The organism is Tianweitania sediminis (assembly GCF_017813335.1).
Classification (GTDB): Bacteria; Pseudomonadota; Alphaproteobacteria; order Rhizobiales; family Rhizobiaceae; genus Tianweitania; species Tianweitania sediminis.
This window is the reverse complement of record NZ_JAGIYY010000009.1, coordinates 73911-100206: the sequence shown is the minus strand read 5'-3', so window position 1 is coordinate 100206 and position 26296 is coordinate 73911. Positions and strand designations below refer to the sequence as shown.

Annotated in this window: 23 protein-coding genes; 14 read left to right on the top strand and 9 right to left on the bottom strand. The window is 62.0% G+C overall.

Features of this window, described 5'->3' with window-relative positions:
* Window positions 1-3 precede the first annotated feature (3 nt).
* Together plsY and dprA are read left to right on the top strand one after the other, a co-directional pair.
* On the top strand, window positions 4-621 hold the full coding sequence (gene plsY, locus J5Y06_RS19255) for a glycerol-3-phosphate 1-O-acyltransferase PlsY (protein WP_245248140.1): 618 nt from the start codon (window positions 4-6) through the stop codon (window positions 619-621).
* Complete coding sequence (gene dprA / locus J5Y06_RS19250) at window positions 618-1757, top strand: DNA-processing protein DprA (RefSeq protein ID WP_209336823.1); 1140 nt, start codon at window positions 618-620, stop codon at window positions 1755-1757. Before plsY ends, dprA begins: the two co-directional genes overlap by 4 nt.
* Here the strand turns inward: dprA and J5Y06_RS19245 are convergent.
* Window positions 1719-1943 (bottom strand): hypothetical protein, encoded by a 225-nt coding sequence (locus J5Y06_RS19245; RefSeq protein ID WP_209336822.1) that lies wholly within the window; start codon window positions 1941-1943, stop codon window positions 1719-1721. The genes dprA and J5Y06_RS19245 overlap by 39 nt on opposite strands.
* Before the next feature lie 262 nt (window positions 1944-2205).
* Between J5Y06_RS19245 and topA the strand changes: the two genes are divergently transcribed.
* From topA to rpmG, 6 genes are all read left to right on the top strand, one after another.
* The gene (gene topA / locus J5Y06_RS19240) at window positions 2206-4833 is read left to right on the top strand and encodes a type I DNA topoisomerase (RefSeq protein WP_209336821.1); all 2628 of its coding nucleotides are present in this window, start codon (window positions 2206-2208) and stop codon (window positions 4831-4833) included.
* A gap of 5 nt (window positions 4834-4838) precedes the next feature.
* A complete protein-coding gene (gene rnr, locus J5Y06_RS19235; protein WP_209336820.1) occupies window positions 4839-7157 on the top strand; it encodes a ribonuclease R in 2319 nt (772 codons plus the stop codon).
* Window positions 7154-7612 carry a DUF983 domain-containing protein gene (locus tag J5Y06_RS19230; RefSeq protein WP_209336819.1) on the top strand — a complete coding sequence of 153 codons (459 nt, stop codon included), beginning with the start codon at window positions 7154-7156 and terminating at the stop codon, window positions 7610-7612. Before rnr ends, J5Y06_RS19230 begins: the two co-directional genes overlap by 4 nt.
* The gene (locus J5Y06_RS19225) at window positions 7609-8355 is read left to right on the top strand and encodes an NUDIX hydrolase (RefSeq protein ID WP_209336818.1); all 747 of its coding nucleotides are present in this window, start codon (window positions 7609-7611) and stop codon (window positions 8353-8355) included. The genes J5Y06_RS19230 and J5Y06_RS19225 overlap by 4 nt, the downstream gene beginning before the upstream one ends.
* Window positions 8356-8368: 13 nt before the next feature.
* The gene (locus tag J5Y06_RS19220; protein WP_209336908.1) at window positions 8369-9562 is read left to right on the top strand and encodes an MFS transporter; all 1194 of its coding nucleotides are present in this window, start codon (window positions 8369-8371) and stop codon (window positions 9560-9562) included.
* Between the two features lie 84 nt (window positions 9563-9646).
* On the top strand, window positions 9647-9814 hold the full coding sequence (gene rpmG, locus J5Y06_RS19215; protein WP_209336817.1) for a 50S ribosomal protein L33: 168 nt from the start codon (window positions 9647-9649) through the stop codon (window positions 9812-9814).
* A gap of 374 nt (window positions 9815-10188) precedes the next feature.
* On the opposite strand, the gene J5Y06_RS19210 is transcribed toward rpmG, so the two are convergent.
* Both J5Y06_RS19210 and J5Y06_RS19205 read right to left on the bottom strand, forming a co-directional pair.
* Entirely contained in the window at window positions 10189-11559 is a 1371-nt protein-coding gene (locus J5Y06_RS19210; RefSeq protein WP_209336816.1) for a PleD family two-component system response regulator, read from the bottom strand.
* A 22-nt stretch (window positions 11560-11581) separates the two neighbouring features.
* Entirely contained in the window at window positions 11582-11953 is a 372-nt protein-coding gene (locus tag J5Y06_RS19205; RefSeq protein ID WP_209336815.1) for a response regulator, read from the bottom strand.
* A 161-nt stretch (window positions 11954-12114) separates the two neighbouring features.
* On the opposite strand from J5Y06_RS19205, the gene J5Y06_RS19200 reads away from it, so the two are divergent.
* From J5Y06_RS19200 to J5Y06_RS19190, 3 genes are all read left to right on the top strand, one after another.
* Window positions 12115-12417, top strand: coding sequence for a DUF3572 domain-containing protein (locus tag J5Y06_RS19200; protein WP_209336814.1), 303 nt, complete (start codon window positions 12115-12117; stop codon window positions 12415-12417).
* Entirely contained in the window at window positions 12414-13079 is a 666-nt protein-coding gene (locus J5Y06_RS19195; RefSeq protein WP_209336813.1) for a hypothetical protein, read from the top strand. The genes J5Y06_RS19200 and J5Y06_RS19195 overlap by 4 nt, the downstream gene beginning before the upstream one ends.
* Window positions 13080-13146: 67 nt before the next feature.
* Window positions 13147-14466: a DNA polymerase IV gene (locus tag J5Y06_RS19190; protein ID WP_209336812.1), complete on the top strand. Its 1320-nt coding sequence runs from the start codon at window positions 13147-13149 to the stop codon at window positions 14464-14466.
* Here the strand turns inward: J5Y06_RS19190 and J5Y06_RS19185 are convergent, their stop codons facing one another.
* From J5Y06_RS19185 to J5Y06_RS19160, 6 genes are all read right to left on the bottom strand, one after another.
* Entirely contained in the window at window positions 14467-15456 is a 990-nt protein-coding gene (locus tag J5Y06_RS19185; RefSeq protein WP_209336811.1) for a DUF2156 domain-containing protein, read from the bottom strand.
* Window positions 15453-18977 (bottom strand): DNA polymerase III subunit alpha, encoded by a 3525-nt coding sequence (gene dnaE, locus J5Y06_RS19180; RefSeq protein WP_209336810.1) that lies wholly within the window; start codon window positions 18975-18977, stop codon window positions 15453-15455. Before dnaE ends, J5Y06_RS19185 begins: the two co-directional genes overlap by 4 nt.
* Window positions 18978-19079: 102 nt before the next feature.
* The gene (locus J5Y06_RS19175; protein WP_209336809.1) at window positions 19080-21092 is read right to left on the bottom strand and encodes an acetyl-CoA carboxylase biotin carboxylase subunit; all 2013 of its coding nucleotides are present in this window, start codon (window positions 21090-21092) and stop codon (window positions 19080-19082) included.
* Between the two features lie 183 nt (window positions 21093-21275).
* Window positions 21276-21452: a hypothetical protein gene (locus J5Y06_RS19170; protein ID WP_209336808.1), complete on the bottom strand. Its 177-nt coding sequence runs from the start codon at window positions 21450-21452 to the stop codon at window positions 21276-21278.
* 58 nt (window positions 21453-21510) lie between these two features.
* Window positions 21511-22314, bottom strand: a complete 804-nt coding sequence (locus tag J5Y06_RS19165) for a PhnD/SsuA/transferrin family substrate-binding protein (protein WP_209336807.1) — start codon at window positions 22312-22314, stop codon at window positions 21511-21513.
* A complete protein-coding gene (locus J5Y06_RS19160) occupies window positions 22311-23324 on the bottom strand; it encodes a fatty acid desaturase (protein WP_209336806.1) in 1014 nt (337 codons plus the stop codon). Before J5Y06_RS19160 ends, J5Y06_RS19165 begins: the two co-directional genes overlap by 4 nt.
* Before the next feature lie 162 nt (window positions 23325-23486).
* Between J5Y06_RS19160 and J5Y06_RS19155 the strand changes: the two genes are divergently transcribed.
* The 3 genes from J5Y06_RS19155 (at window position 23487) to J5Y06_RS19145 (ending at window position 26269) form a co-directional block, all read left to right on the top strand.
* The gene (locus tag J5Y06_RS19155) at window positions 23487-24326 is read left to right on the top strand and encodes a helix-turn-helix domain-containing protein (protein WP_209336805.1); all 840 of its coding nucleotides are present in this window, start codon (window positions 23487-23489) and stop codon (window positions 24324-24326) included.
* A gap of 56 nt (window positions 24327-24382) precedes the next feature.
* Complete coding sequence (bmt, locus tag J5Y06_RS19150) at window positions 24383-25399, top strand: betaine--homocysteine S-methyltransferase (protein WP_209336907.1); 1017 nt, start codon at window positions 24383-24385, stop codon at window positions 25397-25399.
* Between the two features lie 117 nt (window positions 25400-25516).
* On the top strand, window positions 25517-26269 hold the full coding sequence (locus tag J5Y06_RS19145; RefSeq protein WP_209336804.1) for a DUF1206 domain-containing protein: 753 nt from the start codon (window positions 25517-25519) through the stop codon (window positions 26267-26269).
* The last annotated feature ends 27 nt before the right edge of the window (window positions 26270-26296 follow it).

Below are 26296 nucleotides of genomic sequence, written 5' to 3'. Positions count from 1 at the left end.
GTGATGTTGCCTGAAACCGTTGCGCTGACATCATCCATGCCGATGCTGCTCGGCGCCCTGATCTTCGGCTACCTCCTGGGATCGATCCCGTCGGGCGTCCTGATCACGCGAGCCGCAGGTGTCGGCGATGTGCGCGCCATCGGCTCGGGGAATATCGGAGCCACCAATGTCCTGCGCACCGGCCGCAAGGGGCTCGCCGCGCTGACTTTGATCGGTGATGCGCTTAAGGGTGCCCTGGCTGTCTGGATCGTGGGACGCTTTGCTTCCGATGCCGCCTTGTTGGCGGGACTGGGTGCCTTTCTCGGCCATCTTTATCCCGTATGGCTGAAGTTCAAGGGCGGCAAGGGCGTTGCCACCTATCTCGGAGTTCTGATCGCCGTTGCCTTTCCCGGCGCTCTGGTGTTCGCCCTCGTGTGGATCGCCGTTGCTGTGATCACCCGCTATTCGTCGCTCGCTGCGCTGATTGCAGCGGTTGCGGTGCCAATCGCGCTGGCCTTTTACGGTGACATGCGCGCTGCCCAGCTGTTTACGTTGCTGAGCATTCTGGTGCTCATCAAGCATCGGGCGAACATTTCGCGCCTAATGTCGGGGCAGGAATCCAAAATCGGCAGCAAGGGGTGAGTGCCACTGCACCGCGACAGCTGGAGCACAAGGAACGCCTCGCCTGGCTGCGCCTGATCCGCAGCGAAAAGGTGGGACCCGCGAGCTTTCACCAGCTTCTCAGCCGATATGGCTCGGCCGGATCCGCGCTTGAAGCGCTTCCGGATCTTGCCCGGCGAGGCGGCGCATCAGCGCGGTTGCGAATCACCAGCTTGGCAGAAGCAGAGCGAGAGATGGAGGCCGCCGAACGACTGGGGGCACGCTTCGTTGCGCTTGGCGAAGCCGATTACCCGCCGCTCTTGAAGGAGATCGACCATCCGCCTCCACTTGTTTGCGTGAAAGGGAGCCCCGCGCTCCTCGGGCGCGCCCAGATCGCCGTCGTGGGGGCGCGAAACGGATCGTTGGCCGGCATCAAGATCGCGAAACTGCTGGCAGGTCAGCTCGGCGCTGCCGGCTATGGAATCACATCGGGTTTGGCCCGCGGCATCGACACTGCGGCCCATCTCGGCAGCCTAGAAAGCGGCACCGTGGCCGTCTTGGCAGGCGGCCTCGACAAGCCTTATCCTCCGGAAAACATCAAGCTGGCTGCCGAGATCGTCGAGCGGGGCGGCAGTCTCATCTCGGAAATGCCACTTGGCTGGTCACCCCGTGCGATCGACTTCCCGCGCCGAAATCGTCTAATCGCGGGGCTCTCCCACGGGCTCGTGGTGGTGGAAGCCGCGCAGCGATCGGGGTCGTTGATCAGCGCTCGCCTGGCAGGAGAACAGGGGCGGCTGGTGTTTGCGGTGCCCGGCTCCCCGCTTGATGCGCGGAATACCGGGTCCAACGCTCTGCTGAAAGACGGCGCGATCCTCGTCACGGAAGCCGACGACGTGCTGCAAGCGTTAGCGCCGAGCCTTTCGAACCCATACAGCACCCGTGCCAACCTCCCGGCATCGGGTGCATCCGAGGACGGCCCGTCCTCGGAGGCAAGTGATGGGGCCTTGGAAAAGGTGCTGGAATGCTTGTCGCCAGTGCCTGCTACCGTCGACGAGATCATCCGTCATACACAGCTTGCCGCTGCAGATGTTCAGTTCGCCTTGCTCGAACTCGACCTCGGCGGCCGGCTTGAGCGGCACTCAGGCGGCGCTGTCTCGCTGGTGGACGTTTCCCGGTAGTTCAACGCGGCTGAACGGCCGTTCGCCGCGAAGAACGTCACCGGCTTCGATATATGCAAGTTCTATCAAGTAGGCGACCATGTCAGCCTGCTCACCGCGCGCCATAGCTTGTAGTTGCCCAAGCATCGCGTGAATATACTCCAGTCGCGCGGTATCGTGACTGGATCGACGATTGGCGTTCGTCATTTGCTTCTCCCCGCAAGCGGTGGGCGAGACCTCATGGCGCCGGAACTTGCTTTCCGCAACCGCTGAACATCTTAGCTGACGCAGATTATCAGCGAAACTTAAAATTGCAACATAGACGTTGAGCTCGGATAGGTTGCAAACATCGGCGCCGCAGACCCTCTCCTCTTGACCGAACGCTGATCCGCCGCCATGTGACGGGCCTTGCGATCGAACCGACAGCCAAGTCGGTTTCCGGCTCGCGCTAGGGAAAGCACTCAACATTATGGATGTCGTCGTCGTCGAGTCGCCCGCAAAGGCGAAAACGATCAACAAGTATCTTGGCAAGAACTACACGGTTCTAGCCTCCTTCGGCCATGTTCGCGACCTTCCGGCGAAGGATGGCTCGGTGCTTCCAGACGACGACTTCGCCATGACGTGGAGCGTTGATTCGGCTTCTTCCAAGCGCCTGACCGAAATCGCCTCTGCCTTGAAGTCTGCCGACGGCCTCATCCTTGCGACCGATCCGGACCGCGAAGGGGAAGCCATTTCCTGGCACGTGCTGGAAGTTCTTCGCCAGAAGAAGGTGTTGAAGGACAAGCCCGTGAAGCGGGTGGTGTTCAACGCAATCACCAAGCAGGCCGTCCTGGAAGCGATTGCCAATCCGCGGGACATCGATGGCCCCCTCGTCGAGGCGTATCTTGCCCGCCGGGCGCTTGATTATCTTGTCGGCTTCACGCTCTCGCCAGTTCTGTGGCGCAAGCTGCCCGGTACTCGCTCCGCCGGCCGCGTTCAATCGGTTGCGTTGCGGCTGGTGTGCGATCGGGAAGCCGAGATCGAGCGCTTCATCCGCGAAGAATACTGGAACATCGCCGCCAACCTGAACACACCGCGCGGCGACGGGTTCGAAGCGCGATTGACGGGCTTCGAGGGCAAGAAGCTGCAGCGCCTCGACATCAAGAACGAAGCGCAGGCCAACGACATAAAGGCCATGCTTGAGGGTGCCACCTTCAAGGCCGCGTCCGTTGAAGCAAAGCCCACCAAGCGCAACCCGGGCCCGCCCTTCACCACGTCGACCCTGCAGCAGGCTGCATCCTCGCGCATGGGCTTCGGAGCCTCGCGGACGATGCAGGTTGCTCAGCGCCTTTATGAGGGCGTGGACATCGGCGGCGAAACCACCGGCCTCATCACCTACATGCGAACCGATGGCGTCCAGATGGCGCCGGAAGCGATTTCGGCGGCGCGGGCGACGATCGCCAAGGAGTTTGGCGATAAATACCTTCCGGAAAAGCCGCGCCAGTATTCGGCCAAGGCCAAGAACGCCCAGGAAGCGCACGAAGCCGTGCGTCCAACCGATTTTTCGCGCACGCCCGCATCGGTGCGGCAGTACCTCGATGCTGATCAGGCGCGGCTTTATGAACTGATCTGGAAGCGCGCCATCGCGAGCCAGATGCAACCGGCCGAGATCGAGCGCACCACGGTTGAGATCGAGGCGAAGAACGGGAGCCGCGAGGCGGCTCTGCGCGCGGTTGGCTCCGTCATCCGCTTTGACGGCTTCATTGCCGCTTACACAGACCAACGCGACGAAGACTCGCCCGACGAGGAAGACGGGAGGCTCCCGGATATTCGCGCAAACGAGGCACTGGCGCGCGAAGCGATCCTGGCCACCCAGCATTCCACCGAGCCGCCGCCCCGCTATTCGGAAGCCTCGCTGATCAAGAAGATGGAAGAGCTCGGCATCGGCCGCCCGTCCACCTATGCTTCGACGCTGAAGACGCTGGAGGATCGGGAATACATCACGATCGATAAGCGTAAGCTGATGCCGCACTCCAAGGGCCGCATCGTCACCGCCTTTCTTGAAAGCTTCTTTGACCGCTATGTCGAATACGACTTCACGGCAGCGCTCGAAGAAAAGCTGGACGAGATTTCCGACGGAAAGCTTGCCTGGAAGGACGTCTTGCGCGACTTCTGGCGAGACTTCTCCGCAGCTGTGGACGACATCAAGGAACTGCGCGTCACCGACGTGCTCGACGCCCTCAACGAGGATCTAGCGCCTCTCGTTTTTCCCGAGCGCGAGGATGGGTCGCATCCACGCAGTTGCCCGAAATGCGGCAATGGCCAGTTGTCGCTTAAGCTCGGCAAGTTCGGCGCTTTTGTCGGCTGCTCGAACTATCCGGAATGCTCCTATACCAAGCAGCTTGGGGATAACCCGGCTGAAGGGGGCGGTGCCATGGAAGGCGGCGACCGCGTTCTAGGCAAGGACCCCTACACATCCGAGGAAATCACGCTGAAGAACGGGCGCTTCGGCCCTTATGTTCAGCGCGGCGACGGCAAGGAAGCGAAGCGCTCCAGCCTGCCGAAGGGTTGGACTCCCGACCAGATCGACCACGAAAAGGCGCTCGCCCTTCTCGCGTTGCCGCGCGATGTCGGAAAGCATCCAGAGTCCGGCAAGATGATTTCGGCCGGTCTCGGGCGCTACGGACCTTTTCTCCTTCATGATGGTTCTTATGCCAATCTCGAGTCGATCGAGGACGTGTTCTCGATCGGCATCAATCGGGCGGTGTCGGTGATTGCGGAGAAGCAGACGAAGGGGCCAGGCCGGGGCCGCGCAACGCCGGCCGCTCTGAAGGAGCTTGGCGAGCATCCCGATGGCGGCGGCGCGATCACCGTTCGCGAAGGTCGCTTTGGTCCCTACGTCAACCATGGCAAGGTCAACGCAACGCTGCCGAAGGGCAAGGATCCCGCGTCCGTCACCCTAGAGGATGCGTTGGCGCTGATTGCGGCCAAGGGTGGCGCGGCATCAACTGGCCGCAAAAAGGCACCGGCTCGGAAAGCCGCCGCCGACAAGGCGCCGGCGAAAGCGGCAAAGAAGACGGCAGCCAAAAAGCCGGCCGCCAAAGCGAAGAAAGCCTGAAGCACGTGGCACGTAAGATCCCGGGAACAGGCAAGCGCAAGGCATCCAAGGGCGCGGCTGTTCCTGCAGGGTCGAGCGCAGCCTACCGTCCGAACCGCGACGACCTGCTTCGCTTCATTGCCGAAAACCCAGACCAGTCGGGCAAGCGCGAGATCGCGAAGGCCTTCAACCTGAAGGGCGAGGATCGCGTTTGGCTGAAAGACATGCTGCGCGACCTGCAGGACGATGGCGTTCTCCAGAAACGGGCCAAGAGGCTCTCTCGTCCCGGCACCCTACCCCCGGTTGCGGTGCTCGACATCGTGTCGCGCGACGGAGACGGCGGTCTCATCGGCAAACCGGTTGAAGGCGAAGACGACTTGATACGCGTGGCGATCCGCGCCGGGCGTGGCGACAAGGGTCCGGCGCCGGGTGTCGGCCAGCGGATCCTCGCCAAGATCTTCCCGAGCAAGGATCCCGACGGCCCACCCTACACAGGCCGCATCGTCAAGGTGCTGGAACGTCGGCGCGAAACGATGCTGGGCGTTGTACGAAAGGCGCGCGATGGCTGGCGCCTTGATCCGGTGGAGCGCCGACAGCCCGAACTGATCCTGGATGACCTGAACGGCGCGGAAGTCGGCGACCTCGTCGAAGCGGAGCCGGCGGGCAACGTCCGCTACGGGCTGCCGCGGGGCCGCGTCGTCACGGTGGTAGGCTCGCTCGCCAGCGAAAAGGCGGTGTCGATGATCGCCATCCACGCGCACGAGATCCCGCATGTGTTTTCGGCCGCCACGCTAGCCGAAGCGGAAGAAGCGGAGCATGCCACGCTTGCAGGGCGCGAGGACTGGCGCGACCTCCCGTTGATCACCATCGATCCGGCGGATGCAAAGGATCACGACGACGCGGTGCATGCGGTGCCAGATCCCGACGAGGCGAATCCTTCCGGTGTGATCGCGACGGTGGCGATTGCCGACGTTGCCGCTTACGTTCGGCCCGGCTCGGCGCTTGATCGCGAAGCGCTGGAACGCGGCAATTCGGTTTATTTCCCGGACCGCGTCGTTCCGATGCTGCCGGAGCGGATTTCCAATGACCTTTGTTCCTTGCGCGAAGGCGAGGATCGCCCGGCCATGGCGGTGCGCATGGTGTTTGCTTCCGACGGGAGAAAGATCCGCCACAGTTTCCACCGCATCTTGATGCGGTCTCACGCCAAGCTATCGTACCAGCAGGCGCAAGCGGCCATCGACGGTGCGACGGACGACAAGACGCGTCCCCTGCTCGCAACGGTGTTGCGTCCGTTGTGGGATGCCTATGCCACGTTGAAGCGTGGCCGTGACAAGCGCCAGCCGCTGGAACTCGACCTGCCCGAGCGCAAAATTCTCCTGACGCCGGAAGGTACGGTTGATCGCGTGGTCGTGCCGCCACGTCTCGATGCGCACAAGCTCATCGAAGAATTCATGATCCAGGCCAACGTTGCCGCTGCGGAAACGCTGGAAAACAAGCGTCAGCCGCTGATCTACCGCCGCCACGATGCGCCCTCGCTGGCCAAGCAGGAATCGCTGCGCGAATTCCTGCAAACGATCGGTCACTCGCTGGCTCACGGCGCCCAGATGAAGCCGGGGCAGTTCAATCAGATCCTGTCACGCGTGGAGGGCACCGAACACGAGACCCTCGTGAACCAGGTCGTGCTGCGCTCGCAAAGCCAGGCCGAGTACGGGCCGGAGAACATCGGCCACTTCGGCCTGAACCTGCGCCGCTACGCCCACTTCACCTCGCCGATTCGCCGTTATGCCGATCTGATCGTGCATCGGGCTCTGATTACCGCACTGGGGCTTGGATCCGACGGCCTCACGGGCGGGGAAGTCGAACGGCTGGGGACGATCGGCGAACTGATTTCCGCAAGCGAACGGCGCGCCATGGCAGCCGAACGTGACACGGTGGATCGGCTGATTGCCGCTCATCTGGCGGAACGCGTCGGTGAAACCTTCGAAGCGCGTGTCTCCGGCGTCACCAAGGCTGGGCTTTTTGTCCAATTGCCGGAGTTGGGCGCTGATGGCTTTGTGCCGGTCGCAACGCTTGGCCGTGAATACTATATCTTCGATGAAGCGGCGCGTGCCATGGTCGGGGAACGATCAGGAGCGGGGTTCCAGCTTTCGGACGTCGTGGAAGTTCGGCTCGCGGAGGTTGCGCCTTTGGCGGGCGCACTGCGCTTCGAAATGTTGTCTGAAGCCAAGCCGATGCGGGAAGGCACGCGCTCTTTCCACAAGTCGAAATCCGGCCGTGAGCGCCAGCGGGCGCGGATCGGGCAAGCGTCGCGGAGTCCCACTCGCGGCAGCAGGAGGCACAAATGAATACGACGGAGATCCAACGCACCTCGGATGGCGGTCGCCCCGCACGTGACTGGATCCAGGCGATGTGGCGCGGCTTCCGCGGCCGGTGTCCACACTGCAACGAAGGCAAGATCTTCCGCGCTTTCATCAAGGTCGACGACCATTGTGCCAATTGCGGCGAGGTTTTGCGCCATCACCGCGCGGACGACCTGCCGGCCTACATCGTCGTATTCATCGTCGGCCACGTTGTGGTGGCAGCCTTTATGGGCGTGGAAACCGTTGGCAACCTTGCCCTTTGGCAACATCTGGCGATCTGGATACCCGTGACGATCATCGCCTGCGTGGTTTTGCTGCAGCCGATCAAGGGTGCGGTGGTGGGCCTGCAATGGGCCCTGTACATGCATGGCTTTGGCGGTCATGAGGAGGAGCTCGAGACCCATCCGGAGATCGAGCCGAGGGGAGGAACGGGAAGATGACGACGCTTGAGGGCATGAGCCGGGCTGAGCTCGACAAGAAGGAAGCCGGTGATTTCGCCCTCGGCAAAGGTCCGCTCCGCCCTCGCGATGCGGCGACGTTGATCCTTCTCGACCGCAGCGGCAGGGAGCCACGCGTGCTGATGGGCAAGCGTGCCAGCCGGCACGCCTTTATGCCGGGCAAGTTCGTGTTTCCCGGCGGACGGACCGACCCAACCGATTCGCGCGTTCCCGTGGCCGCCTCGCTCCACCCCGACGTCGAGCGCCGCTTGATGGGCTTGGGGCGCAAGGCCACTCCGGCACGCGCCCGCGCGATTGCGCTGTCGGCCATCCGCGAAACCTATGAAGAAGCCGGCCTGCTGATTGGCGACAAAACCGAGTTTGCCACCGCCAAGGACGGGTGGCAGGCTTTCTCCGAACACTCGGTTGCGCCGAACCTGTCCAAGCTCCGCTTCGTGGCTCGCGCGATCACGCCGCCCGGACGCGTGCGCCGCTTCGACACGCGCTTTCTTACCGCTTGGCGCGATGACGTGGCTGTTGCCCTTCCTGAGGGCCCCACCCTCGAGCTCGAGGAACTCTCATGGTTGACCTTTGCAGAAGCCAGGAAGGCCGATCTGCCCTCGATCACGATGACCATCCTCGCTGATCTCGAGAAGCGGCTGCAGGACGATCCGGAGCTTTCGCCCGAACAGCCCACGCCCTTTTACCGCATGCTTCACAACCGCTTTCAGCGCCAGTTGATCTAGTCCGTTGGCTCCGATGCACGTCGGAACGATCGATGCGGCTGATTCTGCCGCGCGCATCCGCTGGCGATCGGTGTTCGCCGCAATCGCCGCCATCAGCGTGGTTGGCACGGCAATGGGCCTCGGCGCGCCCCTTCTCAGCGTGATCCTGGAAGAACGGGGTCATTCGGCAAGCGCGATCGGTTTGAACACGGCCACCGCTGGGTTGGCGTCCATTGCGGCTGCGCCGCTTGCAACGCCGCTTGCCACCCGCTTCGGCGTGGTACCAACCATGCTCGGCATGATCCTGCTCGGCGCCCTCTCGATCTTCGGCTTCTTTCTGGCAGAGCCCTTCTGGGTCTGGTTTCCGCTGCGCATCACGCTCCACGTTGCGCTGACAACGCTCTTCATCCTGTCTGAATTCTGGATCAGCACCTCGGCCCCGCCGGAAAGGCGCGGCTTCATTCTCGGACTTTATGCGACCGTCCTGTCGCTGGGGTTTGCGCTGGGTCCGATCGTTTTCAGTTTTGTCGGCAGCGGTGGTTTCCTGCCCTTCGCCATTGCCATGGGCCTGATCGCACTGGCCGCTTTCCCGGTCTGGGCTGCCCGACGCGAAGCGCCACACCTAACGCGCGGCGACACGGCTGAAGAGCGCAGCTTCGTTCGCTACATCTGGCTCGTACCGGCAGCCACAGCAGCGGTTCTGGTTTACGGGGCCGTGGAAACAGGCAGCTACGCGCTTTTTCCTGTTTACGGCACACGCGTCGGCTATGAACTTGCAGAAATGGCAGGTCTCCTGGCGATGATCGGGCTCGGCAACGTGTTGCTGCAAATCCCGATCGGGATGCTCAGCGATCGCGTTTCAGATCGCCGCATCATCCTCCTCGCTTGTGCCGCGGTTGGGCTCATTGGCATGTTGACGCTGATGCTGGTGGAAGGGTCCTGGTTGCTTGTAGCGGCCACCCTGTTCGTCTGGGGCGGCGTTGTGGCGGGGCTCTACACCGTCGGCCTTGCGCATCTTGGTTCGCGCCTAGCCGGGCATGAACTCGCGTCCGCCAATGCAGCCTTCGTGTTTTGCTATGGCGTCGGCATGCTGCTCGGGCCGCAGGTGATCGGGCTGTTCATGGATCTCTTCGGGCCGCGCGGTTTCAGCCTCGCAATGTCGCTCTTCTTTGTTGGCTTTATCGTTCTGGTGACGATCCGGATGAGGCGGCGGTCGGCGCCGGGTTGACTTTCAGGCCGCAGTTGGTATCAGACGCCAACCTTGCGCTGCGGGACCTTGCGGCGCGCGCGCTCCATTCGAACGGATAGAACCATGGCAAAAGCCGCAAACATCAAGATCAAGCTTCTGTCGACGGCCGACACCGGCTTCTTCTACGTCACGAGCAAGAACAGCCGCACCAAGACCGACAAGCTCTCCTTCCGCAAGTACGATCCGATTGCGAAGAAGCACGTCGATTTCAAGGAAACCAAGATCAAGTAAGATCCTGGCAGATTGAACGTGCAAAGGCCGCCCTCGGGGCGGCTTTTTTGTTTTGCGAAAAGTCAAGGTGGTGGGGGCCGACCGGCAATCTGGCAGCGGTACGAGGAGGCCACTGTGTGCCAGCGCCGGTCGGCCGACCCCACGAACCCAGGAGATGCGGCGGACCTGAGCATCATGGGGTTTCTCCAAGAACATGTTCCGCCGAACCCATAGACGGTGCATGTCCTTGCACTGGAGATTTGCTCATTCAGGCGGGAAAAAGCAACGTTTTGTTAGGGATAGCCGCTGTCAACCTGTCGTTAAGGTTAAACCGACTCTTGACACGCGTGCGTTAGATGGGTGATCAGGCAGCTGATTCGGAAGAGGTTGGGCGGTCAGGCGGCCGCTGCGACAACTCGATTCCGCCCCGATGTCTTGGCATCATAGAGCGCGATATCGGCGCGCTTCATGAGAACGGCCGGCGTGTCGCCAAGCTGCATTTGCGCCACGCCAACGCTGACGGTCACCTCATGCGGGACGCCATCGCGACCAACGGCAAACGGTCGGGCAGCAACCTCGCCGCGGATTCGTTCGGCAACACTGTGGGCGACATCGGCACTCGTATCGGGCATCACCACCACGAACTCTTCGCCACCAAACCGGCACGCAAGGTCGATGCCGCGGACATTCTTGCGCAGCCGTCGTGCAAACTCGCGTAAAACATCGTCGCCGCCATCATGGCCGAAGCGATCGTTGATGCTTTTGAAGCGGTCGAGATCGGTGATCAGCACGGCAAGCGAGCGCCCCCGCCCCTGCGCCCGTTCCAGGAGCGTTGAAAGATGCGTGTCGAGGTAGCGGCGGTTGTGGAGGCCGGTGAGCGGATCGGTCACGGCCATGACGATCGTTTGCGTGACGCTCGCGCGCAGCTCATCGTTGTAGCGCTTGCGCTTCACCTGGGTGCGCAGCCGCGCCAGCAGCTCCTGGCGATCCACGGGTCGGATCAGGAAATCGTTCACGCCGATCTCAAGCGCCCGGAAGATCGTGCTGTCATCCGCCGCATCTGCCAGCAGGATGATCGGGATGTTGCGGGTGCGGTCCAGCGAACGCAGCTGGGCACACAAGCGCAGCGGATCGAAGTTTGCGAAGTTCGCGGACACGAGAATGCACTCGTAGGGCTTTTCGGCCGCCTGGAAGAGGCCCGCCTGCGGCTCCACGGCGAGATCCGCCGCGCCCGCTTCTTCCAATATCGGCATCAGCCGCGTGTAGGACGATGGCCGTTCGTCGATCAGGAGCACCAGCGGCATGTGATCTTCTTGCGGCGTCTTGCGCCCAAGCAGGATTTCCAGGCCGATATCGCGCGTGGTGGCTGAACGGAGCCGCAATTCGTCGGTTAAAGCCTTCAACCGCACCAGCGAGCGCACACGCGTCATCAGTTGCAGATCGTCGACAGGCTTGGTGAGGAAATCATCCGCGCCGGCATCCAGACCGCGAATGCGATCCGAAACCTGGTCCAGCGCCGTGATCATCACGACGGGGATGTGAGCGGTGCGCGGATCGGCTTTCAGCGTCTCGCACACCTCGAACCCGTCCATGCCGGGCATCATGACGTCGAGCAGCACCAGGTCTACTTTGTCCGTGCGGCAGATGGCCAGCGCATCAGCGCCATTGCTGGCCGTCACCACCTCGAAATACTCGGCGGTAAGCCGCGCTTCCAGCAGCTTCACATTGGCGGGAACGTCGTCAACAACAAGAAGTCGAGCAGTCATGGTCGCAGCACGCTCCGGTTTCTCAGGCGTCGCCGAGATAGGACTTGATGGTCTCTATGAATTTGCCGACGGAAATGGGCTTTGAAATATACGCCTCGCACCCGCCCTGCCGGATCCGCTCCTCGTCGCCCTTCATGGCGAAAGCCGTCACCGCGATCACCGGGATCGTGTGGAGGTCGTCATCTTCCTTGAGCCATTTCGTGACCTCCAGCCCCGAAACCTCGGGCAGCTGAATATCCATCAGGATCAGGTCCGGCCGGTGCTCGCGGGCGAGTTCAAGCGCTTCGAGGCCATTGCGGGTCCGAACGGTTTCGTAGCCGCTGGCTTCGATCAGGTCGCGGAAGAGCTTCATGTTGAGCTCGTTGTCCTCGACGATCATCACCTTTTTCGACATGCTGTCTCCGTTCCTCGTGGCGTTGGGGAAGCAGCCCTGGCGACCACGGGCTTGCACTATAGCTATAAACTCATTGATGAAACGCAAACCGCGGCCGGCGCTTTGCAGCCATCCCGGTTGCGCGCGGCTACCGTGCGGCTTATGCGCTTCTCTTGGAAAAGATGGAAACGCGCGTGACTCGCGACAAACAGACGGCCGAAACGATCGCGATCCAGGCGCTGAGCTTTATTGCTTCCGACGTCGACCTCATGAACCGCTTCGTTGGCGTGACGGGGATCGAGCCGAGCCAGATCCGGTCGGCAGCACGAGCACCCGGGTTTCTCGCTGGCGTTCTGGATTTCATCCTGGCGCATGAACCCACGTTGATTGCGTTTTCACAGGCAGCAGACCTCGATCCCGCAAATGTTGAGCGGGCGCGCCAGGCGCTGCCGAACGGCTCCGATGATTATGACAGGTCCATATGAGTGACGATCCCGAAACCGCCCGGCAGATTGCCGAACTGGCAGCCGACACGCGTCCCCTGCTGGTTCTGGACGTGGACGACGTGCTGCTGGAGTTCCTGCGCGTGTTCCCTAACTTCCTAGATCAGCAAGGCTTCGAACTGAAGCTCAGGACCTTCAAGCTCACAGGCAACATCATCGACAAGGTGACGCGCGAGGAAGCGCCTGTGGCGAAGGTGCGCGAGATGATCGACGACTTCTTCGGCAACCAGGCGGATTGGCAGCCCTTGACCGAGGGTGCGGCCGACGCACTGGCAAGCTTTGGCGATGCCGCCGAGATCGTGCTCCTCACCGCCATGCCGCACAAGCATCGCGATGCCCGCCGCCTCCATCTGGATGCGCTGGGGCTGCCTTATCCCCTGCTGACCACCGAAGCCCCCAAGGGTCCCGCCGTGCGGCGGCTGCGGGGGCAAACAGACCGCGCGGTCGCTTTCGTGGACGATATCCCACACAACCTCGTTTCCGTGCGGCGGGCGGTGCCCGACGCCCATGTCTTCCACATGATGGGAGACGACGAGGTTCGCGCGCTGCTCGATCCGCTGGAGGAAGGCATGCACCATGTGGCGAGTTGGGCGGATGCCGCGCCCCGCATCGCCGAGGCATTGGGGATCCCCCGCGGCAACTAGGGCATCCGCCCTTGCGGGAACGGACCTTGCCCGCTACGGTGACGATGTTCCATTTACGTTCCGCGCCATGGCTGCTGCCGTCAACAATCCCGAACACGGATTCTGCCGCGATTGTCTTTCGCAACAGCGCACCGCCGGGCGTCGCTGCGACGCATGCGGGAGCCCGCGCGTGCTTCGCCACACTGAACTTTACCGGCTGTCGCTCGCGCATATCGACTGCGATGCCTTCTATGCCGCGGTAGAAAAGCGCGACAATCCCGAGTTGCGCGACAAGCCGGTGATCATCGGCGGCGGCAAGCGCGGCGTAGTATCTACCGCTTGTTATATCGCGCGAATCCATGGCGTGCGCTCGGCCATGCCGATGTTCAAGGCGCTCGCCGCCTGTCCTGACGCGGTGATCGTGAAGCCGGACATGGAAAGATATGCGCGTGTCGGCCGGCAGGTTAGAACGATGATGCAGGACCTCACGCCGCTGGTGCAGCCGATCTCCATCGACGAAGCGTTTCTTGATCTCGCCGGAACGGAAGCGCTCCATCGAGAACCGCCCGCACGGGTTCTAGCGGGCTTTGCAAAACGGGTGGAAAGCGAAGTCGGCATCACCGTCTCGGTTGGGCTTTCCTACTGCAAGTTCCTCGCCAAGGTGGCGTCGGACTTCGACAAGCCGCGCGGCTTTTCGGTGATTGGGGAAACCGAAGCGGTGTCGTTTCTGCGGGACCAGCCGGTGACGCTGATCTGGGGCGTTGGGCAGTCTTTCGCATCCGTTCTGGAGCGCGACGGCTTGCGCACCATCGGCCAGATCCAGGCCCTTGATCGCGGCGAGCTCATGAAGCGCTATGGCGGAATGGGAGACCGCCTGTTCCACCTGTCGCGCGGCGAAGACACGCGCAGGGTTTCCCCGGAGCGCGAGGCGAAAAGCGTTTCGGCCGAAACGACGTTCAACAGCGATCTCAGCGCCAAGGAGGATCTCGTGCCCATCCTGCGGGCGCTATCCGAGCGTGTGTCGGAACGCCTGAAAAGGAGTGGCATTGCCGGACGAACCGTGGTGCTGAAACTCAAGACCCGTGATTTCAAGAGCCGGACGCGCAACAAGCAGCTGTCCGATCCGACCCGGCTTGCCGACCGTATCTTCGAGACCGGCCTGAAACTTCTGCAACGCGAAATGGACGGAACCCGCTATCGCCTGCTCGGCATCGGTGTGTCCGATCTGAGCGACGACGCGCGGGCCGATCCTGCGGATCTCGTTGATAGCAGCGCGCGCAAAAGGGCCCTGGCGGAAGGCGCCATGGATTCGCTGCGCGAAAAGTTCGGAAAGACGGCTGTGGAAACCGGCTACACCTTTGGCCGCGTTAAGCGGCGACCCATCATCCAGGAACTGGAAGAAGACTGATCACAGGATCCGGCACGCCCTGAGAAGTTTCACCAGCCGAAGCAGCGCCGGCAGCCTGTTGAAGGCAACGTAAACCAGCCGCTGCTCGCCGCCGTAGATGTCCTTGTGCTGCGAAAGCGAGCGAACCGGGTAGAACCAGCGGTTGGTGAGCTCATTCGTGTAGAAGAAGCGAAAAGCGCGCCGCGTCACCCAGTTCTTGTTGAACTCCTTGTCCTCGATCTTGTGGAACGGCGACAAGCCAAGGTGGAGGTCACGCACGCCTTCGTCTTGGAACGTTTCGATTGCCGCGCGCATCAGGAGGTAGCCGGCAAGCGGGTCAGTGCCCGGCAGCCAGCGGCGCGTTGCGGAAAGGTAGCCTACCGCTTTGCTGTCTTCGAAGATCGGATCAAAGAAAGCGAACCCTTCCGCATCTCCCGCGGCGTTGAAAAGGACGAATTTGCGCACGCCTGGCTCGTCGGCAAGAACCACCGGACGAACAAGGAAGCGAAGCTCGCGGTTCTTCGTGGCCTTGGATTTTCGCCAGCCCTCCGAGATCGCCTGCAGCTGCTCCGATACCGTGCTGTCGATCACGACCTCCCGCACCACGTGCCCTGATGACGCGAAGCGGTTCACGGCCGTCCGGAAACTGCGCCGCGCCGGTCCCGCAAAGGTGAAGCGCTGGAGATCCACAACGGTTTCCGTTCCGAGCGCGTTCACGAAGAAACCCCGCTCGTTCAGAAGTGCAGCGGTTGCGCGCGAAATTTGCCAGAAGCTGACGTCCTTGTGCCGGGCAAGGAAGGCGTCGATCAGGTCAGCGCGGTGCTCGGGTGGGGCAATCGGGTCAGCCAGCACAAAGGCTGTTCCGCCCACCACCGTGTAGGCGAGGAAGCCCCTCTCGTCCCCGAAGCGCAGCAGATCTTGCTGAAAGGCTGCGGAATAGGCGATCGGAAAGGAGCCATGCCGTTGAAGAAGGGCGTGGCGGGTGGCTGATGCGAATTCCGTGATTCTCAAACCAGTTCGACTTCCACCACGCCGGGGACGGCCTTGATGGCGGACGCCATGCGTTGCTCGATACGGTAGCGGTTGGGCAGTTCGATCTCGATTTCACCTCGCCCACCTTCCTTGATGACAACAAAGCTGACCTGCCCTTCCCCGCGCGTGGTCAGCTGTGTCGAAACAACCTGGATGGGCGCAGCATCGCGCACGAACACGCGCAGCGCTTTCTGCACGCGGCTCGCTTCCTCGTCGAGCGACTGCACGGTCTGGATGCGCAGGTTGACGCCCTCCGGTCGATCCTCCGCAGCGACGGTGATCACGACAGACGTACCGGGCTCCAGCATGTCGCGATATTGCGCCAGGGTTTCGGAAAACATCACCGCTTCATACTGACCGGATGCGTCCGAGAGCATAATGATGCCCATCTTGTTGCCGGTGCGGGTGCGGCGCTCCTGCTTGGACGTGACGGTGCCTGCCAGCCGTCCTGCCGTTGCGCCCTTCTTCACGGCTGCCTGGAAGTCACTCCAGTTCTGCACTCGCATCTTTTCGAGCACCTTGCGGTATTCGTCCAAGGGGTGAGCGGAAAGGTAGAAGCCGATGGCCTGGAATTCGCGCTGCAACCGGTCTGCCGGCAGCCATGGGTCCGCTTGCGGCAGGTAAAGCTTCTCCGGTTGCGCAGCGGCACCCATCCCGAAGATGTCGCCCTGGCCGCTCGCAGCGTTTTCTGCGGCACGGGCTGCCATTCCCATCATGCGTTCGATGCCCGCCATCAGGGAAGCCCTGTCATAGCCGAAGCAGTCGAACGCCCCGGCCTGGATCAGGCTTTCGAAAACGCGCTTGCCGACGATCTTGCAGTCGATACGCGTGCAGAAATCTTCCAGCGAACTGAACTGTCTATCAGCCCGAACCGCCACGATGTGCTCCACCGCCGCCTCGCCGACACCCTTGATGGCCGAAAGCGAGTAGAAGATCTTGTTGTCGCCCACCTCGAAGATCCGGTGCGAGGTCTTCACCGAAGGGGGAACCACCTCGATCCCGAGCCGCATCGCATCCTGCCGGAAGTCCGACAGCTTTTCCGTGTTGTTCATGTCGAGCGTCATGGACGCCGCCAGGAACTCCACGGGGTAATGCGCCTTAAGATACGCCGTCTGGTAGGAAACGATGGCGTAGGCCGCGGCATGCGACTTGTTGAAGCCGTAGTCCGCAAACTTCGCAAGAAGGTCGAAGATGAAGTCGGCCTGCGGCTTGGTGAGCCCGTTCTTCATCGCGCCTTCAACGAAGCGCACGCGCTGCACTTCCATTTCAGCGCGGATCTTCTTACCCATTGCGCGGCGCAAGAGATCGGCTTCGCCCAGTGTATAGCCCGACAGGACCTGGGCGATCTGCATCACCTGTTCCTGGTAGACGATGACGCCCTGCGTTTCCTTCACCAGGTGGTCGATCATCGGATGGATCGACGCGATTTCCTCTTCGCCGTGCTTGCGGGCATTGTAGGTCGGGATGTTTTCCATCGGACCCGGGCGATACAACGCCACGAGTGCAATGATGTCCTCGATGCGGTCGGGCTTCATGCCGATCAGCGCCTTGCGCATGCCGGCCGATTCCACCTGGAACACGCCGACGACCTCTCCGCGCGACAGCATCTCGTAGGTCTTCTGATCGTCCAGCGGCAGGCGCGGCAGATCAATGTCGACGCCGCGCCGCTTGATGAGGCGTACAGCGTTTTCCAACGTGGTCAGCGTCTTCAGCCCGAGGAAGTCGAACTTCACCAAGCCCGCCTGCTCGACATACTTCATGTTGAACTGCGTGACCGGCATGTCAGAGCGCGGATCGCGATACATCGGCACGAGTTCCGACAGCGGGCGGTCACCGATCACGATGCCGGCGGCATGCGTCGAGGCGTGACGGTAAAGACCTTCCAGCTTCTGGGCTATGTCGAGCAGCGTTTGCACGATGGGCTCGCGGTCGATCTCTTCCTGGAAGCGCGGCTCGCCTTCGATCGCCTTGGCCAGCGTCACCGGATTGGCGGGGTTGGCCGGCACCATCTTGCAAAGACGGTCCACCTGGCCATAGGGCATCTGGAGGACGCGACCGACGTCGCGCAGCACCGCGCGCGCCTGCAGCGTTCCAAAGGTGATGATCTGGCCGACCTGGTCGCGGCCATACTTCGCCTGAACATAGCGGATCACCTCTTCACGCCGATCCTGGCAGAAGTCGATGTCGAAGTCGGGCATCGAAACGCGGTCGGGATTGAGGAAGCGCTCGAACAGCAGCGAAAACCGCAGCGGATCGACGTCCGTAATGGTCAGCGCATACGCCACGAGCGAGCCTGCACCCGAACCACGGCCCGGACCGACCGGGATGTCGTGCGCCTTAGCCCACTTGATGAAGTCCGCCACGATCAGGAAGTACCCAGGGAACTTCATGCGCTCGATGATGCCGAGCTCGAATTCCAGCCGCTCGGAATACTGCTCGGGCGTGTAGCCGGGCGTGATGCCGAAATGCTCGAGCCGGTAAGCCAGACCTTCGCGTGCCTGCCGTTTCAACTCGTCGGCTTCCGCCTTCACGGCTTCTTCGGCATCGGCCACGTCGCCGCCTGTGAAGCGCGGCAGGATTGGTTTGCGGTTCTGCGGGTAATACGAACATCGCATGGCGATCTCGACCGTGGAGTCGATCGCTTCCGGCAGGTCGGCGAAAAGCCGGCTCATCTCGGCCTGGCTCTTGAGGTAGTGGTCGGCCGTCAGCCGCCGGCGATTGTCTTCGGCCACCACAGAGCCTTCGGCGATCGCCACCAGAGCATCATGCGCGTCATAATCGTCACGCTTGGGGAAGAAGGCTTCGTTGGTGGCGACAAGCGGCAGGTCATGCGCATAGGCGAGATCGATTAGGCCGGCCTCGACATGGCGGTTGTAGCCTTGTTGTCGCTGCAGTTCGACGTAAAGCCGATCGCCGAAGATAGCCTTGAGCTTCTGGATGCGCGTGTCCGCAAGCGGGCGCTTGTCGGCAGCGAGCATCGCACCCACTGCACCCATCGGGCCGCCGGTGAGGCAGATGATGCCGCCAGCAAGCTCTTCCACCCAGTCCATCAGAACATGCGGGGAAACCACGTCGGGGTGGTTGAGATAGGAGCGGCTGACGAGCCTGACCAAGTTGGCGTAGCCCGCTTCCGTCGCCGAGATCAGGATCAAAGGATAATAGGTCGGTCCTGTTCGCCGGGCCGAACGCGAGGTGTCGGCTTCCTCGTCGTCGAAGCACAGGTCGAGTTGGCAGCCGACGATGGGCTGCACGCCTTCCTTGGTTGCCTTTTGCGCGAACTCCAGCGCACCAAACAGGTTGTTGGTGTCGGTGATTGCGATTGCCGGCGCATTGTCCTTGACGGCATGGCCAACGATCTTGCCCACCGGCAGCGCGCCCTCCAGCAGGGAGTAGGCCGAATGAACGCGCAGATGCACGAAAGGCCGCGCCGGCGCTTCCGGCTGGCCGGCCTTGATGGCTGCTTCACGCAGAAGCGGATCGCGGGGAAGTTTGTCGCTCATGATGTAAACGGCTCAGCCGGCAGGACTCAGATGTCGTGGCGGCATTGTCCGGGATCAAGAGACGGGAAGCGAGTCAAAACCGCTTGCAGTTCACAGATGCCATCAGGCGAACTCCATGATCACAGCATCCACCGCAAGGCTGTCGCCAGCCTTGGCATTGACCTTGGAGATCGTGAGGTCGCGCTCCGCCCGCAACACGTTTTCCATCTTCATGGCTTCGACCACGGCGAGCGTTTCACCGGCCTTGACCTCCTGGCCTTCCTCGACCGAGATCGAGACAACCAGGCCAGGCATCGGGCACAGCAGCATCTTCGACGTGTCCGGCGGCAGCTTCACCGGCATCAGCTTTTCGAGCTGGGCCGTTTGCGGCAGCATAACCTTGGCAATCACGGCTTTGCCGTTCCAGGCAATGCGGCTGCCGTTGAGAACGGGGCGGATCTGCGCAGAAACAGGCCTGCCGCCGACTTCGCCTTTCCAAACAGGTTCGCCCGGGCGCCAGTCCGACGTCACGGTGACGGGCTTTGCGCCCGCAATGGCAACATCAACCTCGATGGGTGCCGAGATCATGCCTTCAATGATCGACGCATTAATGTAATCGTCACCGATGCGAACAACCCACTCCTGCTTCATGACACCGGAATGCGGCGCAAGGCGGCCCGTGTGGCGGTCGAGCCGGTCGCGACGAAGGAGTTCCACCGCCAGCGCCACAGCGGCGATTACCTTCTGCTCTTCCGCATCCGGCTGACGCGGAGCAAAGCCATCGGGATATTCCTCGGCAATGAAGCCAGTCGACAAGCGGCCCTCACGCCAGCGCGGATGCTGCATCAGAGCTGCGAGGAAGGGGATGTTGTGCTCGATGCCGTCTACCACGAACTCGTCCAGGGCAACTGACATCGCATCGATCGCCTCGATACGCGTGGGCGCCCAGGTGCAGAGCTTGGCGATCATCGGGTCATAGAACATCGAAATCTCAGATCCCTCCGTCACGCCTGTGTCGTTGCGCACGATGATGTCGCCGGACTGGCCTTCCTCCGGAGGGCGATAACGCGTCAAGCGGCCGATCGACGGCAGGAAGTTACGGTATGGGTCCTCGGCATAAAGCCGGCTTTCCACCGCCCATCCGTTCAGTGTCACGTCGTCCTGCCTGATCGACAGCTTCTCGCCAAAGGCGACGCGGATCATCTGCTCGACGAGGTCCACGCCGGTTACGAGTTCCGTCACCGGATGCTCGACCTGCAGGCGGGTGTTCATCTCGAGGAAATAAAAGTTCTTGTCCTTGTCGACGATGAACTCGACCGTGCCGGCGCTCTGGTAGTCCACGGCCTTCGCAAGCGCGACCGACTGCTCGCCCATGGCGCGCCGCGTTTCCTCGTCCAGGAACGGCGACGGCGCTTCTTCCACGACCTTCTGGTTGCGGCGCTGGATCGAGCATTCGCGTTCGCCGAGATAGATCACGTTGCCGTGGCTGTCGCCCAAGACCTGGATCTCGATGTGGCGGGGATCGACCACGAACTTTTCGATGAAGATGCGGTCGTCGCCGAACGAGCTCTTGGCTTCGTTGCGCGAGGACTGGAAGCCTTCGCGGGTTTCGGCCTCGTTCCAGGCGATACGCATGCCCTTGCCGCCGCCGCCGGCGGATGCCTTGATCATCACCGGATAGCCGATCTCCCCGGCGATTTCGACCGCATGATCGGCATCGCGGATTTCGCCGAGATAGCCCGGCACCGTGCTGACCTTCGCGGCATTGGCAAATTTCTTGGATTCGATCTTGTCGCCCATGGCCTCAATGGCCTTCGGCTTGGGACCGATAAAGGTGATGCCTTCCTTTTCCAGCGCCGCACAAAAAGAAGCGCGCTCGGACAGGAAGCCGTAGCCCGGATGCACGGCTTGCGCGCCCGTTTGCTTGCAGGCTTCAATGATTTTCTCTGCGACGAGATAGCTTTGCGCGGCCGGCGCCGGGCCAATGTGGACGGCTTCATCCGCCATCTCGACATGCATCGCATCGCGATCGGCGTCGGAATACACCGCCACGGTCTTGATGCCCATCTTCCTGGCGGACTTGATGACGCGGCAGGCGATTTCGCCACGGTTGGCGATCAATATCTTGTCGAACACTTGTTAGGTCCTCGTGAGCACGCCCCTTTTATGATCTCTGGCGCAAGCGTCAAGCGAGCCGAACGAATGTTTGCTTTGGAAGTGGCTGCCGGCGGAGGTCGCGACCGAACGCGTCCACTCCGACGGAGAGATTTCTAGCGGTCGTACGACCGTCTCACGCTCGATCCCTCAGGAGGAAGCGGATCAATTCAGCTTTTCAGGTTCGCGGTAAGCCCGTTCCGTGGCTGCGTCCTGCGCCACGTGTTCGCGAGCCGTCAACCGTCGCCGGCGCAGAACCGCGAACAGGATGACGCAAAAAAGAACGATCGGTCCGAGTATCACGGTCAGCGACCAGAATCCGGAAAAGCCTTCCCCTTCCATCGAAATCTCCTTGAACACCTTCCCAAGGGAACCCACCAACGCCCCCGAAGTTCCGAGGCTACAGTCCGGCTCCTTTCAACGCTTCGCGCAGGGTGGGCAGGAGATGGGCGTGGGCAAGCGCCGTGATGAAGGGGAGGCCCTTGCGCCTTGCAGTCCAGCCGACAACCGCCAATTGCTCCGCCGTGTTCGGCTCCAGACGCTGCATCAGCGCCCAACTGCGGCAATCACAGGCGCAGATATCCGCCTGCCCCCCGGCAACCGCACGCATTGAAAAGCGGTGGCCGCCGGTTTCGAGCCGGTCGGAAAAGATGGAAAGATCCTGCCCTACCGATGCTAAGTCCTGCTCGAGGGCGAGCTGGCCAGACATCGAGTCCGCTGAATTAAACGCAAGGCGACGCCCCCGCAGAGCATTCAAGGGAATGATCGCCTCGCCACCCTCCGGTGCTGCGACCGGTGGATGCTCGCCGCGCCGCATCAAGACTGCGCTCGAATAAAGTGGCCCGGCTCCACCCTCCACATCGGAATAATCGGGCTGCCCAACAACCAGAACGCGATCCTGCAGCCCCTGGCTCATGGGACCCCAGCAAGTCTGCGCGAGGAGAAGCTGGGGGTGGTGCCACAAGGAATGGAGGTTGAGATCGTCAGCCCGCAGCGTCGCCGGATCCGGTGCAAGCAGTTGTCCCGAGGCATCACGGATGCCGCCGGGCACCCCCGGCAGATCGCGGTTTGTTCGAACCAGCCGCGCGGGCGCATCGATCCCGGCGTCGCTGAGGTGATGATGAAGTTGCTGCCAAACCGCATCGGTGTCGGCAGCAACTTCCGGCCAGTCATACATCGGCAAGGCCGCGATAAAGGCGCTCATTCCTTGGGTGGCTGTGCCGGAACGGGAACGGATCCCGCGCCATTCATGCTGCGTGAGAAAACGCGTGGGCGGAAAGCGCGTCCGAGTTCCGGCGCGCGGCGCAAAAATGGGTGCACCACCGGCTCCTTGGCCTTGAACGCATATGCTTTCAGCAAGGCGAGGTAGTTCGGAAAGACATAGCCGTTGTTCATCTGCTGCCACTCCGCTCGACGCGCCTTGTAAAGCGCAGGCAGGTGGTACCACGCAACGGTCGGGTTCTTGTGGTGCACGAGGTGCAGGTTGTTGTTGAGAAACAGGAACGACAGCGGGGAGCGCTCGATGATTACCGTGCGTCCATCAGGCCGTTCGGACCATTGATGCTCGGCAAAAGTCCGGATCGCGATAAAGGACTGCCCAAGCCAGACCGGCACCAGCACGTATAGCCAGAGCGGCAGGCCGAAGCCGAAGTGGATCACCGGCAACACAACCGCAAGACCGAGCGCGTGATGCTTCCAGGCCTTCTGCACCGCCTTGTCGCCGCTTCGGATTAGCTTGAGATCCGTTGCCAGGAAGGCGACGTTCGCCAGTACGGGCCCGATTACGAACCGACCGACCATCGTGTTGTTGACCGCAAGAAGCGTTTGCAGCCAGGCTGGGAGAGTGCGGTGCTGCCAAAGCGCCCGATAGTAGCTTTCCGGATCATCGAAAGGGTCGGTCAGGTTCTCGTCCGCATGGTGCTGCAGATGCAGCTTCTTGAAGCGGCGAAACGGGTAAACGAGGCCGATCGGGAGACCGACCAGGATCTCGTTCACGAGCGCCTTGCGGGTAGGGTGGCCATGGCTCGCCTCATGCATCAGCGATGACTGCATCGCCACAGCCAGCGACAGGGCGAGAAGGCAGAGAAGTGGAGTGCTCGGCCAGAGCATCAGACCCGCAAGAAGCCAGCCGCCATAGCAGGCTGCGATCAAGACCAGAGTCGGCCATTCGATGGAAGGCGCACGTCTCCCCGACGCGCGGATGCGTTGATTCATAAGTGCCTCTGGTTGCCCCGCAGGAGTCCCCCGACTCCCTGACACAATGCTGTCAGGAGGAGCTTAGCCAAGCAATGAGACAACGCGCACAGAATGTTTAACTTGCGCTGCAAACACCGCGCGTGTTGTGTATTGTGAACGCAAGTGGTGCGGGGTGAGCTAATGGACAAAAGAGATCTTTCGCAGGTTTTCCGCGAGCGGCTGCGCCTCCTGTTACAGCGGTCCGGCTATCATCAGGCCGCCTTTGCGGCCCGTGTGGGCATCGATCGGTCTGCGCTCTCCCAACTGATGTCAGGCGCGACCACCCGGCTTCCCCGTGCTGAAACGCTGCTCAACATCGCAGCCGACCAGCAGGTCTCGCTCGATTGGCTGCTTGGCCTCAGTCAGGACGAAGGGCTCACAGGCGAGTTGCGCCCGATCCTCGAAATGGAGGAAGGCGGCGAAAACCCTGCCCTGCTCGCGCGCTGGCACACGGAAGCGAGCGGCACCAAAGTCCGCTATGTTCCAGCCGGTATCCCCGACCTTCTGCGCAGCAACGAACTGATCGCCTACGAGTCGGAGCGATCGAACCGCAACAGCGTCATCCAGATTGATGAAACGCATTCGCGCATCGGCTACAGCCGCCGCCCCGAAAGCGACATGGAGATCTGCATGCCGTGGCACACGCTGGAAATCTTCGCCCATGGCCTCGGCATCTGGTCCGACTTCCCTGCTGAAGCGCGCAAACGCCAGCTCGCGCACATGGCGCAACTCCTGGATGATCTTTACCCATCCCTCCGCCTTTTTCTTTACGACGGCCGCGAGCGCTTTTCCGTGCCCTACACGATCTTCGGTTCCATGCGGGCCGCGATCTACGTGGGTGACATGTATCTGGTCTTGAATGCGACGGAGCCGGTGCGCACCCTCACCCGCCACTTTGATACCCTGATCCGCAGCGCCGTGGTTCATGCTCACGAAGCGGCCTCGCACGCCATCAAGCTGCAGAACAGCGCCTCAACTTGACCGCACATAAAGACTTCTTTATGCGTTGATGGCATTTCAGCTAAAGGAACATCATGATGGCAACTCCGCTCGAGGCACTGCTCGCGGAAAAGGGCGTTCTGCTTGCCGACGGTGCAACCGGCACAAACCTCTTCAACATGGGTCTCGCGTCTGGCGAGGCCCCAGAACTTTGGAACGAGGATCAGCCAGAAAAGATCGCTGCGTTGCATCAGGGCTTCGTGGATGCGGGCGCCGACATCATCCTCACGAATTCCTTTGGCGGCACCCGGCACCGCCTGAAGCTCCATCATGCGCAGGATCGCGTTCACGAGCTCAACGAGAAGGCCGCCCGGATCGCCCGCGGCGTGGCCGACAAGGCCGGGCGCAAGGTCATCGTCGCAGGATCGGTTGGTCCGACCGGTGAACTGCTGGAACCGCTCGGCGCCCTCACCTACGACCAAGCCGTGGAAGCTTTCGTCGAGCAGATGGAGGGCTTGAAGGCCGGCGGCGTCGATGTCGCCTGGATCGAGACCATGTCCGCGCCCGCTGAAGCACGCGCCGCCGCCGAAGCGGCCGTGAAGGTCGGGCTTCCTTATACCTATACCGTGTCCTTTGACACGGCCGGCCGCTCCATGATGGGGCTCCATCCGCGCGACATCTATGAGGTTGCCGACGGACTGCCCCAGGCACCGCAGGCCGTGGGGGCGAATTGCGGTGTCGGTGCATCCGACATCCTGTCTTCTCTGCTGGACATGACGGCTGCCAAGCCCGACGCTACCGTGATCGTCAAAGGCAATTGCGGCATTCCGGAATTCCGTGGCACCGATATCCATTATTCCGGGACACCCGAGCTCATGGCCGATTACGCCCGGCTAGCGATCGACAGTGGCGCAAAGATTATCGGCGGTTGCTGCGGCACCTCCTTCGCTCATCTCAAGGCGATGCGCGACGCCATCGACGGGCATGCCAAGTCGGAACGACCAACCATCGAAACGGTGGTCGAGCGGATCGGTCCCTTGCGCAACAAGCAGGCCGACGAGAGTGGTGCGGGCTCCGGTGAAGGTGGCAGCGGCCGGAGACGCCGCCGCAGCTGATCGCCTTCGGGAACCGTCATCTTCTTTGCTCGTTGCAGCCTCAACGTTTAAGAGGTGACGCATATGCAAAACACGGCTTCGGTGCCCGTCCATGCTGCAAGACCATGGGTGCGCCCCATGGCAAAGGCTGGTTACGCCGCACGCGGCCTGGTCTACCTCGTGATCGGATGGCTTACCTTCCTGTCCGGCATCCGTGGGCACGAGAGCCAAGCCGCGGACTCCAAGGGCGCCGTGCAGACCCTGATGGGAAGCGGGCCCGGCTCTGCCATCGCCGTGATTCTGATCCTAGGTCTGCTTTCCTACGCGTTGTGGCGCTTGATCCAAGCTACCCTCGATCCCGATGATCACGGAACCTCAGCCAAGGGAGCAGCGATCCGCGCCGGACTGTTCGCCTCCGGCATCACCTATATCGGCTTGACCGCCTACACCTTCTCCTTGTGGCGCGGATCGGCCTCGCAAAGCGAAGGCGCCGGCGCATTCTCGCAGTGGGTCACGAGCATTATCGGTGGGCAGGTAGCTGCTTATCTGCTCGCCCTGATCCTAGCGGGCGTGGCGATTGCCCACTTCATCAAGGCTTGGCGCCGCGGCTACGAAAAGTACATGGAACTTGACGAAGAAACAAAGAAGGTCATCGCACCGGTGGCCATGACGGGGCTCATCGCCCGCGGCGCGATCTTCCTCGTTCTTGCAATCCTTCTGTTCTACGGCGGCACCCTGGCTGGCGGGCAGCCGGGCACCGATGACGCGCTGAGCTTTATCCGCGACCTGCCGGCCGGCCGCATTCTCCTGATCTTGACGGCACTCGGCCTTCTTGCCTTCGCGCTTTATTCATTCGCTGAAGCACGCTGGCGGCGCGTGGAAGTCACCTGAACCCTGCAACTTTAGCAGAGATCATCG

Excerpts from the sequence above, each read along its gene's own strand:
- plsY (WP_245248140.1), top strand. The coding sequence starts at position 4 with ATGTTGCCTGAAACCGTTGCGCTGACATCATCCATGCCGATGCTGCTC.
- J5Y06_RS19245 (WP_209336822.1), bottom strand. The coding sequence starts at position 1,943 with ATGACGAACGCCAATCGTCGATCCAGTCACGATACCGCGCGACTGGAG.
- topA (WP_209336821.1), top strand. The coding sequence starts at position 2,206 with ATGGATGTCGTCGTCGTCGAGTCGCCCGCAAAGGCGAAAACGATCAAC.
- J5Y06_RS19230 (WP_209336819.1), top strand. The coding sequence starts at position 7,154 with ATGAATACGACGGAGATCCAACGCACCTCGGATGGCGGTCGCCCCGCA.
- J5Y06_RS19225 (WP_209336818.1), top strand. The coding sequence starts at position 7,609 with ATGACGACGCTTGAGGGCATGAGCCGGGCTGAGCTCGACAAGAAGGAA.
- J5Y06_RS19220 (WP_209336908.1), top strand. The coding sequence starts at position 8,369 with ATGCACGTCGGAACGATCGATGCGGCTGATTCTGCCGCGCGCATCCGC.
- rpmG (WP_209336817.1), top strand. The coding sequence starts at position 9,647 with ATGGCAAAAGCCGCAAACATCAAGATCAAGCTTCTGTCGACGGCCGAC.
- J5Y06_RS19210 (WP_209336816.1), bottom strand. The coding sequence starts at position 11,559 with ATGACTGCTCGACTTCTTGTTGTTGACGACGTTCCCGCCAATGTGAAG.
- J5Y06_RS19205 (WP_209336815.1), bottom strand. The coding sequence starts at position 11,953 with ATGTCGAAAAAGGTGATGATCGTCGAGGACAACGAGCTCAACATGAAG.
- J5Y06_RS19200 (WP_209336814.1), top strand. The coding sequence starts at position 12,115 with ATGGAAACGCGCGTGACTCGCGACAAACAGACGGCCGAAACGATCGCG.
- J5Y06_RS19195 (WP_209336813.1), top strand. The coding sequence starts at position 12,414 with ATGAGTGACGATCCCGAAACCGCCCGGCAGATTGCCGAACTGGCAGCC.
- J5Y06_RS19190 (WP_209336812.1), top strand. The coding sequence starts at position 13,147 with ATGGCTGCTGCCGTCAACAATCCCGAACACGGATTCTGCCGCGATTGT.
- dnaE (WP_209336810.1), bottom strand. The coding sequence starts at position 18,977 with ATGAGCGACAAACTTCCCCGCGATCCGCTTCTGCGTGAAGCAGCCATC.
- J5Y06_RS19170 (WP_209336808.1), bottom strand. The coding sequence starts at position 21,452 with ATGGAAGGGGAAGGCTTTTCCGGATTCTGGTCGCTGACCGTGATACTC.
- J5Y06_RS19165 (WP_209336807.1), bottom strand. The coding sequence starts at position 22,314 with ATGAGCGCCTTTATCGCGGCCTTGCCGATGTATGACTGGCCGGAAGTT.
- J5Y06_RS19160 (WP_209336806.1), bottom strand. The coding sequence starts at position 23,324 with ATGAATCAACGCATCCGCGCGTCGGGGAGACGTGCGCCTTCCATCGAA.
- J5Y06_RS19155 (WP_209336805.1), top strand. The coding sequence starts at position 23,487 with ATGGACAAAAGAGATCTTTCGCAGGTTTTCCGCGAGCGGCTGCGCCTC.
- bmt (WP_209336907.1), top strand. The coding sequence starts at position 24,383 with ATGGCAACTCCGCTCGAGGCACTGCTCGCGGAAAAGGGCGTTCTGCTT.
- J5Y06_RS19145 (WP_209336804.1), top strand. The coding sequence starts at position 25,517 with ATGGCAAAGGCTGGTTACGCCGCACGCGGCCTGGTCTACCTCGTGATC.